The following is an 11,922-nucleotide window of genomic DNA, read 5'->3' as shown; positions in this document are numbered from 1 at the left end:
AAAGAAACAGCGGCTAAGAAATAAATTCTTAGCCGCTGTTAGTTGTTATGCCTGTTTTACTAGAACTGCGTAGTAGAAGCCATCCATATCTTCTTCACCAGGCAGTATTTGACGGCCCGGTTTTTCGATATCAGACCCAACTAGCGTTGCGTTCTCGGTACGCTCTAAGAATGCTTTCACTTGCAGCACGTTTTCTTGCGGCGTGATAGAGCATGTCGCATAAACCATGGTGCCGCCTTCTTTTAGCTGGCGCCACATTGCATCCAAAATCTCACTTTGCAGCTCTGCTAGTGCATCAATATCAGAGGCACGGCGTAGCCACTTAATGTCAGGGTGACGGCGGATTACACCGGTCGCTGAACATGGAGCATCAAGTAGGATGCGATCGAACTGACTGCCAGTCCACCACTCTTCAGGGTAGCGAGCATCACCACAGATTACGTCGGCACGTAGTTGTAGGCGTTCAAGGTTATCGTAAACGCGGTCTAGGCGTTTAATATCACTGTCGATTGCAACCACTTCAGTGTCTTGAGTGTGTTCAAGAATGTGTGCAGTTTTACCGCCAGGTGCTGCGCAGCAGTCTAGGATTAGCTCACCATCTTTTGGTGTTAGGAAATCAACGGAAAGCTGAGCTGCAGCGTCTTGTACTGATACCCAGCCTCGGTCGAAACCAGGAAGCAAAGTAACATCACAAGGTGACGCTAATTTTATGGCATCAGCCGCTTCAGGGTGCAGTGTGTATTCAATGTTTTCGTTTTTAAGCAGTTCAACATACTCGTCACGAGTGTGGTGTTGGCGGTTTACACGCAGCCACATTGGTGCCTTGCTGTTGTTTGCTTCAACCAATTGCTCCCACTGATCTGGGTAGCTTTCTTGAAGCATTTTTAGGATCCAGCTTGGATGGCTGTATTTGCCCGCATTGTGGCTAACGGCTTTCTCATCTAGCTCTTCTTGATCGCGCAGGTAGCTGCGAAGCACTGCATTAATCAAACCACTGAGGCTTGGGCCGCGCAGTGTTTTGGTTGCTTCAACTGTTTCAGCAACGGCAGCATGCGAAGGAATGCGCATAAAGCTCAACTGGTAAATGCCTACTAAGATCAGGTGGTGGAATACGCGCTTTTTACCCTTAAGCGAGTTTTCCATCAGTTCGTTAGCGATTGACTCTAAGCGAGGCAGGTAACGAAGTGCGCCGTAGCAAATCTCTTGCAGTAGAGCATGGTCTCGCGGGCGGATCGTTTTTTGAGCCGCAGGGAGAGCGTGTGAAAGAGAGTGGCCTTTATCGACAACTTGGAATAGGACATTTGCAGCAGCAGCGCGAACATTCATGAGGGGTACCGAATATTTATTTGAATACATGAGGGCATCTCTGCCCTCGTAAAGGTTTTCTAAATAGTGTTTTTACAAGCTACACGTTTTTAAGTACATATTGAGTAGCTTTAAAGCGGTTAAGAAAGTTGAGTACCAACTTCAAACCAGCTTGCACGTGAGTTCAAGATGTCTTGAACTGACATAGCTTTTTTGCCTGGAACTTGTAGCTGTTCCAATACTAGTACTTTGTCGCCAGTCGCAACATAAATACCAGTCTTATCTGCTTTGATGATTGAGCCAGCTGGCGCAGATGTCGACTCTTCATCAACACGTGTCTGCCAAACTTTAATGCTTTTTTCATCATTAGAGCTGCTATCAACAATCGCAAAGTGACTCATTGGCCATGGGTTGAAAGCGCGCACACAACGTTCGATGTGTTCTGCACTGTCATTCCAATCAATTTTAGCTTCTTCTTTGCTCAGCTTCTTCGCGTAGTTAGCAAGTTCATCGTCTTGCTTCTCAGCAATAGCTTTACCAGAAGCGATGTCTGCTAAGCACTCAACAAGAGCATCAGGACCAAGGCCAGCCAACTTTTCGTACATTGACGCGCTGGTGTCTGTTGCTTCGATTGGTAGCGTCGCGATACTTAACATATCACCGGTATCTAGGCCGATATCCATCTGCATGATCGTTACGCCAGTCTCTTTATCGCCCGCCCAGATAGAGCGTTGGATCGGAGCAGCACCACGCCAGCGCGGTAGGATAGAGCCATGCACGTTAATACAACCCAAGCGAGGCGTATCTAGTACAGCTTGTGGAAGAAGCAAGCCGTAAGCGACAACAACCATGATGTCAGCATTCAAATCTGCTAGCTCTTGCTTAGCTTCATCTGACTTGAAATTTTCTGGTTGGTAAACCGGAATATTGTTTTCAAGTGCGATGTTTTTTACTGGGCTCGCAGTCAGTTTTTTACCGCGGCCTGCTGGACGATCTGGCTGTGTGTAAACAGCAATAACTTCATGCTCCGAAGACAACAACGCCGCCAAATGACGGGCGGCGAAATCCGGAGTACCTGCGAAGACAATTCTTAAAGATTGACCCAAGGTAGACTTCCTTCTTAATTTAGTAATAGCAGCGGTTATTAACCTTGTTTCTCGTTGAAACGTTTAATCTTCGCTAGCTTATCTTGAATACGTTTACGCTTTAGTGGCGATAGGTAATCAACAAACAACTTGCCTTCTAGGTGGTCAAGTTCGTGCTGAACACAGATAGCCAGAAGGTCGTCAGCGTCGAATGTGAATTCGTTGCCTTCACGGTCTAATGCTTTAACCGTTACTTCTGCAGCGCGAGGTACTAGAGCTCGAGCGCCTGGTACAGATAGACAGCCTTCTTCGATACCATCTTCGCCACGTTTGTCGGTAATTTCAGGGTTGATCAGAACCATAGGCTCGTCACGTGTTTCTGAAATATCGATAACAACGATGCGCTGGTGGAAATCTACTTGCGTTGCAGCAAGGCCGATACCTTCTTCGTCGTACATGGTTTCAATCATGTCATCAACGAACTTTTGAATCTCTGGGGTAACTTCTTTTACCGGTTTCGCCACGGTACGTAGACGATCATCTGGTAATGTTAATACTTGTAATACAGACATATACACTCGAAATATTGAACTGTGCCGAAACAGCTTAAACCTTGTTGGCTCAATTCTAGACATTTTAGAGGTCAAATGACAGCATCCTGAAGGTAATTCTCTAATCAGATGTCATATATTCAGACCAAGGAACCTAGGTCATGCGTCATTTTTTCCCCGCTTTATCTCTTATTTGTGCCTCGCTTTCGTTCGCCACTATGGCTGAAAATAGTGAACAACCTTTAACCATTAAACAAGGCGCACCCGAAGCGTATGTGGTGGTGAAGGGCGATACTTTGTGGGATATCTCCGCGATGTATCTCGATAGCCCATGGCTGTGGCCGAGGTTGTGGCAGGTCAATCCTGAGATCGAAAACCCTCACCTTATTTACCCCGGAGATAAATTGTCTCTGGTTTGGATTAATGGCGAGCCTGTATTGAGCCTTAAACCTGTCATCAAGTTAAGCCCTAAGATTCGTGTCTCTGAGAAGAAGGCGGTGCCTACCGTTAATGAGGGGCTGGTTCTACCGTATCTACAATCTGATCGCTTGGTTGAGCAGCAAGATATTCAATCGGCGCAACGAGTATTAGGGACGAGTGATGGCAAGCGTTTCTTATCAGGTGAAGACCGACTATTTATTTCGGGTAACCAACAACATCAAAAATGGGGTATTTACCGTTCTGTCGAAACTTATCAACGACAACAACCTCAAGCGAGTATGACCTCTTTGCGTTTGGTCGCCACGGCGCGCCTGAAAGAGGTGGATGCTGAGTTCAGTAGTTTACAGATAGAGACTCAACTGCAAGAGGTGTTACTTAATGACCTTGTGTTACCCGAGCTTGGCGTTGATCAGGTGAAGCTCTCAACCACATTTTATCCAGCGCCTAGTGCGGCGGGTCAGTTTGCTAATATCTTGGGTTCGTTAGATGGCAGCCAATACAGTGCAAAGAATCAGGTCGTCGTTATTAACAAAGGCTCACAAGACAACCTTCGCCAGGGCTCTATGTTCACCCTTAGTGAGAGCGGGGCTGTGGTGTTTGGTAAGCAAGGTGAATACAGCTATAAAGAATCAGCTGCGAGCGATAAGGTGCAATTGCCAAGTACGTCACTGGGTAGTTTGATGGTCATTCGCCCTTACGAGTATTTTAGTTTGGCCTTGATCACTCAAAGCTCCAAGCCGGTTAGTAATGACATTCTGGCGGTATCGCCTTTGGATCTTGCGTTGACGGAAGAGGTTAAGGGTACCGAGTGAATGAGCAACAACTGAGTGCTTGGCTAACTCTAAGTTTTGTACCGCAATTGGGTGGCAAGCGACTTTCTCGACTGCTGAGCATTGATTCCCCTTCTAATATTGTTGGCTACTCAAGCCAGCAACTGCAAGCGATTGGCTTGTCTGCCAAGCAAATCTCCTATTTTAGAGAGCAAGCCCCAAGAGAAATGGAGGCTTGCCTAGCGTGGCAAGCAAGACAACCCAACCATCACATCATTACCCCGAATTGCTCGCATTATCCCAAACTGCTGAATGAGACCGCCTCTGCGCCGAGCGTGCTTTTCGTTAAAGGTCACGTTGAAAAACTGATTGAGCCTCAAATCGCTATGGTTGGCAGTCGTAATGCCAGCCTCGACGGGTTGCAAACCGCGAAGTCCTTCGCCAAAGAGTTTGTCCAAAACGGTTTAATTGTCACCAGTGGCTTAGCGTTGGGTATTGACGGTTACGCTCATGATGGTGCTCTGGATAAAGGAGGGGAGACTTTCGCGGTTTTAGGTTCAGGTTTGGATTCAATTTACCCAGCGCGGCACAGAAACTTAGCCGATAGGATCTGTGAAAATGGGGCGCTGATTTCAGAGTTTCGCCCAAGCGCAAAGCCACGACCTGAACATTTCCCTCGACGTAACCGTATTATAAGTGGGTTATCGCTCGGAACTTTGGTGGTTGAGGCAGCTGAAAAGAGTGGCTCTTTGATTACAGCTCGCTATGCCATGGAGCAAGGTCGAGAGGTGTTTGCGCTGCCAGGCTCTATTCATAGCCCTACCAGCCGTGGCGGCAATAGCTTAATTAAAGCTGGTGCATGTTTGGTGCAAAATGCTCAAGATGTTCTGATCGAAATAAAGAGTCTGTTAGACTGGTCTATAGATCAGCAGCCCAGTTTGTTCGAGCCTACGCCGAATGAGAGTGAAAATGAACAATTGCCATTTCCACAGCTGTTAGCTAACGTAGGATTAGAGGCGACACCCGTTGATATTTTGGCACAGAGAACCCATATACCTGTGCATGAGGTCATGATGCAGCTTTTAGAGCTTGAGCTCTCAGGGCATGTTGTTGCAGTTTCCGGTGGCTATATTCGAAAGGGGAGAGGCTAAGCTATGATGATGGACATACTGATGTACTTGTTTGAAACCTACATCCATAGCGATTCTGAATTGCAGGTGGATCAAGATGAGCTGGAAGATGAACTTCTTCGAGCAGGGTTTCACCAAGATGATATTTATAAGGCCCTCCATTGGTTAGAAGATCTTGCTGCATTGCAAGATACCGAGAACCAAGCGGCGATTAGTGTGTGTTCCAATACCTCGATGCGTATTTATACCAGTCGAGAGATTTCACGTATTAATATGGAGTGTCGAGGTTTCTTACTGTTCCTTGAACAGATCAACGTACTCACGACAGAGATTCGTGAAATGGTGATTGATCGTGTGATGGGACTTGAGACCAACGAATTTGAATTGGATGATCTGAAATGGATTATCTTAATGGTGCTATTTAATGTACCGGGTAATGAAAGTGCTTACACGCAAATGGAAGAGCTGTTGTACACCAAAGAGCAAGGTATCTTGCATTAATACAGGCTTGTCATGAGTAGTAAGATTGATAATCAGCTTTTTTCAGCACATGAACATGCACTAGAGCATGAACCATGTCCACAGTGTGGTGGAGAGCTTCAGCTTCGCCATGGCAAGCACGGCCCATTTTTAGGCTGTAAGCAGTATCCGAGCTGTGATTACATCAAGCCGTTGCATCAAAACGATGGACACGTGGTGAAAGAGCTGGGTGTGCCGTGTCCTAAATGCCAAAACGAATTGGTATTAAGGCAAGGCCGCTTTGGGATGTTCATTGGTTGTAGTAGCTACCCAACGTGTAATCACATCGAATCTTTGGATCAACCAAAAGAACAACCTGAAAAGCAGCCACTTGTTGCTTGTCCTGAGTGTGGCAGAGGCCATTTGGTTGAGCGTAAATCTCGCTATGGCAAAACCTTCTATGCTTGTGATAACTACCCAAAGTGTAAGTTCGCCGTAAACCAACCACCTATTATCGGTCGTTGTGAAGAGTGTCAGTTCCCGTTGTTACTTGAGAAGAAAACAGCCAATGGAACCAAGAAACAATGTGCTGATCGCAAGTGTCACCACATTCAATCTCAATAACCTGATGTTATAGACAAAAAAACGGCGCTCACTGAGCGCCATTTTTATATCAAATCCACAATGTAGGTTTACTTCATCTGCTCAGCAAACTCATGCACAGCTGGATATGCTTGTTTGTCGAGAATGTCTGCCAGTGAGCATAACGCTCTTTGCAGCTCTGCGTTGTAGTCAGCGCTCACGTTAATGTGGCCCATCTTACGACCTGCACGCTTCTCTTTGCCATACCAATGAACATGACAGCCACCTTGAGCAAGAATTGCTTCAGGTAGAGTATCTTCGCCAAGGATGTTGATCATTGCAGTTGGGCGAATCAGTTTAGTGCTGCCTAATGGCATCCCACATACGGCACGTAGATGGTTCTCAAACTGACAAGTCTCTGCGCCTTGTTGCGTCCAGTGGCCCGAGTTATGAACACGTGGTGCAATTTCGTTAACCAGCAGTGAACCTTTAACATCAAAGAACTCTAACGCTAGCACGCCAACGTAATCCAAACGATCTGCAACAGCGGTGAACATGGTTTTTGCTTGCTCTTGCAGTTCAATGTCATCAATCGCTGTCGATAAGCTCAATACGCCGTCGGTGTGAACATTTTCAGCCAGTGGGTACACTTGGATCTCGCCATTGGCGCCACGAGCACCGACAAGTGATACTTCGCGGTCAAACGGAACGAACTCTTCAGCCACAATCGCTTGGTTGTCTGTTGCTGCAATGCACTCAGCCATTTCTGTCCAAGTTGACTCAACATTATCTAATGTCTTTAAGCGCCACTGGCCTTTGCCATCGTAGCCGCCAAGTGTGCTCTTCAAGACCATTGGCAAGCCTACGTGAGCAATCGCAGCGTCAAAGTCTTCGCGAGAGTTAATCACGTAGTACTTAGCATTTTTCACGTTTGCTTCGTCTAACAGGGCTTTTTCAAGACGACGGTCACCGCCAGCTTTGATTGCTTCTGTTGTCGGTAAGAACTTACCGCTGCGTTCACATACCTCAAGCACGTCGTGAGGAATATGTTCGAACTCTGCAGTAATGACGTCCGCACGCTCAATCGCATTGTCTAAGCCGTTGCCTAGAATCGCTTGCGTTAATGGGTGAACAATATTTTTGCTGCCAACATCAAAAGCAGAAATTTCAATATTCAGCGGTGCCCCAGCTAGGGACATCATGCGAGCAAGTTGGCCCGCGCCTAACACAAGAACATGCATGGGAATTAGTCCTCTGCAGGGTTTGGATTAGCAAGAACCGTTTCTGTTTGCTCAGAGCGGAACGCTTCTACTTTCGCCATCACTTCTTCATTGTGTGTACCAATGATTTGAGCGGCTAGGATGCCTGCATTGGCTGCGCCAGCTTCACCGATAGCCAGAGTACCTACCGCGATACCTTTTGGCATTTGTACGATAGAAAGCAGTGAGTCCATGCCTTTCAGTGCTTTAGACTGAACAGGAACACCTAAAACAGGTACGCTTGTGAAAGCTGCAGCCATGCCCGGAAGATGCGCAGCACCGCCAGCACCAGCAATAATCACTTTAATACCGCGCTCTTTCGCACTGGTTGCGTAGTCAGCAAGCAACTGAGGTGTGCGGTGAGCAGAAACCACTTTTGTTTCGTACGCCACGCCAAACTGATCCAACATTTCTGCAGCTAGCTTCATTGTTGGCCAATCAGATTTAGAACCCATGATAATACCGACAGTCATCTCAAACTCCTTCAGGTACGATTTAATTAGTGATTAGATATTTTGCGCGCATTATACGGGTAAAATTGCTTAAGGAAAACGTTTGCGTCAGTCTAAGTTGTTAATTGATACATTTTATAAACAAATAGCTTTAGTCACAGTGAATGATAATTTGTACACTTAGCGAGTTCGATAACAGAATTAATGAGGCAACCCTTGGATAACTTTCAACATACTTTGCAGGCATTACAACAAGGTGAAGTCATTGCTTACCCGACAGAAGGCGTTTTTGGGGTCGGTTGTGATCCCGATAATCCACAAGCCATTAAGAAACTGCTCGACTTAAAACAACGACCGATGGAAAAAGGGTTGATCCTAATTGCTGCAAGTTACGAGCAGTTGTTGCCTTATATTGACGAAAGCCAACTAACCGATGACCAATTAGCGACGGTTAAAGCGACATGGCCAGGCCCGGTCACTTGGATTATGCCAACCAGCAGTAAAGTTACTGACTGGGTAAGCGGTCAATTTGATTCGATCGCGGTACGCGTGACGGATCACCCTTTGGTTCAAAGAATGTGTAATGAATTCGGTAAGCCGTTAACCTCGACCAGTGCTAACCTGACAGGTGAACCACCTTGTATGACGACTGAAGAAGTTCAACAGCAACTGGGTCAACATTTGGTGGCTATTCTCGAAGGTCAAACGGGTGGTCGTGAGAAGCCAAGCGAAATTAGAGATGCAAAAACGTCGAAAATATTAAGACAGGGTTAAACCCTGCAGAGGAAGAAAGATGTCAGCAATTGATAAAGAAGCAGTAAAGCAGTTTTTACTGAGCCTACAAGATTCGATTTGCCAACAGCTTGAGCAAGCTGATGGTACTGCACTGTTTGAAGAAGATGCATGGCAGCGCGAACCTGGCGATCGCTTAGGTGGCGGTGGTCGAACTCGCGTGATGACCAACGGTGCGGTCTTTGAGCAAGGTGGGGTTAACTTCTCTCACGTAGCAGGTAAGGCGATGCCAGCTTCAGCAACCGCTCACCGTCCTGAATTAGCGGGACGTAAGTTTGAAGCGATGGGCGTTTCATTAGTTATCCACCCTAAAAACCCATACATCCCAACCTCGCACGCGAACGTTCGATTCTTTATTGCGGAAAAAGAAGGGGAAGACCCGATTTGGTGGTTCGGTGGTGGTTTTGATTTAACACCATTCTATCCTGTCGATGAAGATTGCCAATCTTGGCATCAAACCGCTAAAGATCTGTGCGCACCATTTGGTGAGGACGTTTACCAAGAACACAAAGAGTGGTGTGATAAGTATTTCTATCTACCTCACCGAGACGAAACACGCGGTGTTGGTGGTCTGTTCTTTGATGATCTGAATGAGTGGGGTTTCGATAAGAGCTTTGCTTATATGCAGGCTGTCGGTGAAGGCTTTACAGCCGCCTATCTACCAATTGTAGAACGACGTAAAGAGACGTCTTACGGTGAGCGCGAGCGTGACTTCCAACTTTATCGTCGTGGTCGCTATGTTGAATTTAACCTAGTTTACGACCGTGGTACCCTGTTTGGTCTGCAAAGCGGTGGGCGCACAGAGTCTATATTGATGTCTATGCCGCCGTTGGCTCGTTGGGAATATCGCTATGAACCACAAGCAGGCTCACCAGAAGCTCTGCTTTATAGTGACTACCTCAAACCTCGAGTTTGGTAGTTCTTCCTTCCTTATAGGGATAGTGATAGGGTCATCTATATAGATGACCCTTTTTATTATTTCTGTTAGGTAAGGATATGACACAGCAAGTAGATCGTTATGCCGTTTTCGGTAATCCTATTGGGCAAAGCAAATCGCCATTCATTCACACATTATTTGCTCGCCAAACCAGCCAACAACTTACCTATACAGCTCTCCAGCCAGAACAAGGTGAATTCATCATTGCTGCTCAAGCTTTTTTTAGTGAAGGTGGTAGAGGGTGTAATGTCACAGCGCCATTTAAAGAAGATGCTTATCAGTTCGCTAATCGCCTGACTGAAAGAGCTGAACTAGCAGGTGCTGTAAACACACTTAAGAAGCTTGATGATGGAGAGATCATTGGTGATAACACCGATGGTGAGGGTTTAGTTCAAGACCTTCTTCAACATCAAGTTATGCTCGAAGGGGCTCGCGTTCTTCTGCTTGGCGCTGGTGGTGCTGCTCGAGGAGTGATTCAACCTCTTCTCGACCAAAAGCCACAACAGTTGGTAGTCGCTAATCGAACCAGTTCAAAGGCTGAACTTCTGGCCGAGATGTTTTCTTCACATGGAAACATCAAAGGAATGGGGTTAAGCGATGTTAATGAAGGGTTTGATGTCATCATTAATTCGACTTCGTCTGGCCTAAGTGGTCAGCTTCCTGAAGTTTCTGAGATTATCTTCAATTCGAATAGTGCCGTTTATGACATGGTTTACGGATCGGGCAACACGGTATTCAATCAGTGGGCATTAGATAATGGTGTTCATGCTGCTTATGATGGTTTGGGTATGTTGGTAGGACAGGCCGCTGAGAGCTTCATGCTTTGGCGTGGCCTTCGTCCGGGAACAAAACAGATTTTAAGAGAACTACGTAAAAACCTAGAGATGTAATGAGGTATTTATAAAAAATGAATCAATCAATTCTATTTCCTGATATCCAAGATTGGGATGAAGAAAATCAATCAATCATCTTCCCAGCACAGCAGTCTGGCGCACTGATTGAGTGTGTTATGTCTATTGAAGAGCTGTCTCGATTGGCAGGTAAAGATATAGAAGAAGGCGATCAAGCTTTAGTTATCTTTTCAGAGTTACGTTTTGATATTGAAGAGCTAGCTGAAGAGTTAATAGAAGAAGAGGAGTATGACTCCTCTAATCGGATTCAGATCAAAGTGCTTTAGACTGGCAGCACAGAGTTTAGATAGTCGTTTTTATTCTGAACATAGTTGTCAGCTGACTTCTGTAAAAAGGCACGCTCTTTATCATTTAATGGGCGTGCTTGTTTTACTGGACTTCCGACATATAGATAACCGCTTTCAAGTACCTTATTAGGCGGAACCAAGCTACCAGCACCAATCATCACATCTTCTTTAATAACCACGCCATCGAGCACGATAGCTCCCATACCAACAAGTACACGATCTTCAATGGTGCAGCCATGCAGCATTACTTTATGCCCGATAGTGACATCATTACCTATTAGTAGAGGATAACCCTCTGGGTTTTCTGCATTCTTATGGGTGACGTGCAAAACGCTGCCGTCTTGGATATTCGTTCTATCTCCAATATGAATGTGGTTCACATCTCCTCGAGCTGCAACTAAAGGCCACACACTAGAGTCGTCACCGATTTTGATATCACCAACCAGTACAGAACTTGTATCTATATAGACACCTTGTCCAATCTGAGGGGATATTCCTTTATAACTGCGTATTGAACTCATAAATCCTCCTTTATATAGGCACCTTAAGCCCTTAATTAAGGGGAATACTAGTGAAAATGGGGTGTTTTGAACAAAAAACGCTCGAACAATCAAAAAAGTAAGAAAAACTTCAAAAAGGGCTTGCCAGTGTGATCGAAATCTCTATAATGCGACCTCGTTGAAACGGGAAGGCTTCGTAAGAAACCAAAACGAATCAGCAGGTCAAATTAGCCAAGCTAAGCGCTTGAAAAAAGTTTTGAAAATAGTGGTTGACACTAAAACTTAAATCGCTAAAATGGCCGTCCGATTTGAGCGAAGCTCAAAAAGGAAAAGCTCTTTAACAATTTAAACCTATCAATCTGTGTGGGCACTCGTTGATGAATATCAAAACGTTTTATCGTTAGATAAAACAGATTCTTCGGAATCAAAATTGATTTCAATGAACTGAGTGACCAATACGT

The 11,922-nt window shown here is 45.6% G+C and carries 14 protein-coding genes; 8 read left to right on the top strand and 6 right to left on the bottom strand.

Going from position 1 to position 11,922, the window contains the following annotated elements:
• Window positions 1-45 precede the first annotated feature (45 nt).
• The 3 genes from rsmB to def form a co-directional block, all read right to left on the bottom strand.
• Window positions 46-1,326 carry a 16S rRNA (cytosine(967)-C(5))-methyltransferase RsmB gene (gene rsmB, locus AC3CKG_RS16225; RefSeq protein ID WP_009848098.1) on the bottom strand — a complete coding sequence of 427 codons (1,281 nt, stop codon included), beginning with the start codon at window positions 1,324-1,326 and terminating at the stop codon, window positions 46-48.
• A gap of 119 nt (window positions 1,327-1,445) precedes the next feature.
• On the bottom strand, window positions 1,446-2,411 hold the full coding sequence (fmt, locus tag AC3CKG_RS16220) for a methionyl-tRNA formyltransferase (RefSeq protein ID WP_102281279.1): 966 nt from the start codon (window positions 2,409-2,411) through the stop codon (window positions 1,446-1,448).
• A 38-nt stretch (window positions 2,412-2,449) separates the two neighbouring features.
• The gene (gene def / locus AC3CKG_RS16215) at window positions 2,450-2,962 is read right to left on the bottom strand and encodes a peptide deformylase (RefSeq protein WP_004735769.1); all 513 of its coding nucleotides are present in this window, start codon (window positions 2,960-2,962) and stop codon (window positions 2,450-2,452) included.
• 140 nt (window positions 2,963-3,102) lie between these two features.
• Between def and AC3CKG_RS16210 the strand changes: the two genes are divergently transcribed.
• Genes AC3CKG_RS16210 through AC3CKG_RS16195 form a run of 4 tightly spaced genes read left to right on the top strand, consistent with a single transcriptional unit; the run spans window position 3,103 to window position 6,365 of the window.
• Window positions 3,103-4,194: a LysM peptidoglycan-binding domain-containing protein gene (locus tag AC3CKG_RS16210; RefSeq protein WP_488528587.1), complete on the top strand. Its 1,092-nt coding sequence runs from the start codon at window positions 3,103-3,105 to the stop codon at window positions 4,192-4,194.
• A complete protein-coding gene (gene dprA / locus AC3CKG_RS16205; RefSeq protein WP_488528586.1) occupies window positions 4,191-5,303 on the top strand; it encodes a DNA-processing protein DprA in 1,113 nt (370 codons plus the stop codon). Before AC3CKG_RS16210 ends, dprA begins: the two co-directional genes overlap by 4 nt.
• Before the next feature lie 3 nt (window positions 5,304-5,306).
• A complete protein-coding gene (locus AC3CKG_RS16200; protein WP_009848094.1) occupies window positions 5,307-5,783 on the top strand; it encodes a DUF494 family protein in 477 nt (158 codons plus the stop codon).
• Between the two features lie 12 nt (window positions 5,784-5,795).
• Complete coding sequence (locus AC3CKG_RS16195) at window positions 5,796-6,365, top strand: DNA topoisomerase family protein (protein ID WP_488528585.1); 570 nt, start codon at window positions 5,796-5,798, stop codon at window positions 6,363-6,365.
• A gap of 68 nt (window positions 6,366-6,433) precedes the next feature.
• On the opposite strand, the gene AC3CKG_RS16190 is transcribed toward AC3CKG_RS16195, so the two are convergent.
• Together AC3CKG_RS16190 and purE are read right to left on the bottom strand one after the other, a co-directional pair.
• Window positions 6,434-7,564, bottom strand: a complete 1,131-nt coding sequence (locus tag AC3CKG_RS16190; RefSeq protein WP_488528584.1) for a 5-(carboxyamino)imidazole ribonucleotide synthase — start codon at window positions 7,562-7,564, stop codon at window positions 6,434-6,436.
• A gap of 5 nt (window positions 7,565-7,569) precedes the next feature.
• Window positions 7,570-8,055: a 5-(carboxyamino)imidazole ribonucleotide mutase gene (purE, locus tag AC3CKG_RS16185; protein ID WP_004735777.1), complete on the bottom strand. Its 486-nt coding sequence runs from the start codon at window positions 8,053-8,055 to the stop codon at window positions 7,570-7,572.
• Window positions 8,056-8,250: 195 nt separating this feature from the next.
• Here purE and tsaC point away from each other — a divergent pair, with 195 nt between their 5' ends.
• The 4 genes from tsaC to AC3CKG_RS16165 all read left to right on the top strand — a co-directional run bounded on the left by tsaC (window position 8,251) and on the right by AC3CKG_RS16165 (window position 10,940).
• Window positions 8,251-8,808 (top strand): L-threonylcarbamoyladenylate synthase type 1 TsaC, encoded by a 558-nt coding sequence (gene tsaC, locus AC3CKG_RS16180; RefSeq protein ID WP_029222950.1) that lies wholly within the window; start codon window positions 8,251-8,253, stop codon window positions 8,806-8,808.
• A gap of 19 nt (window positions 8,809-8,827) precedes the next feature.
• Entirely contained in the window at window positions 8,828-9,745 is a 918-nt protein-coding gene (gene hemF / locus AC3CKG_RS16175; RefSeq protein WP_488528583.1) for an oxygen-dependent coproporphyrinogen oxidase, read from the top strand.
• Between the two features lie 77 nt (window positions 9,746-9,822).
• Window positions 9,823-10,653 (top strand): shikimate dehydrogenase, encoded by an 831-nt coding sequence (gene aroE / locus AC3CKG_RS16170; protein WP_479264497.1) that lies wholly within the window; start codon window positions 9,823-9,825, stop codon window positions 10,651-10,653.
• Window positions 10,654-10,670: 17 nt separating this feature from the next.
• On the top strand, window positions 10,671-10,940 hold the full coding sequence (locus tag AC3CKG_RS16165) for a DUF1488 family protein (protein WP_139685456.1): 270 nt from the start codon (window positions 10,671-10,673) through the stop codon (window positions 10,938-10,940).
• Here the strand turns inward: AC3CKG_RS16165 and AC3CKG_RS16160 are convergent.
• Window positions 10,937-11,482: a gamma carbonic anhydrase family protein gene (locus tag AC3CKG_RS16160; RefSeq protein ID WP_488528582.1), complete on the bottom strand. Its 546-nt coding sequence runs from the start codon at window positions 11,480-11,482 to the stop codon at window positions 10,937-10,939. The genes AC3CKG_RS16165 and AC3CKG_RS16160 overlap by 4 nt on opposite strands.
• Window positions 11,483-11,922: the final 440 nt, after the last annotated feature.

This window comes from Vibrio sp. QJM3NY_15, from assembly GCF_057785995.1.
This window is presented reverse-complemented; position numbering and strand designations above follow the sequence as displayed.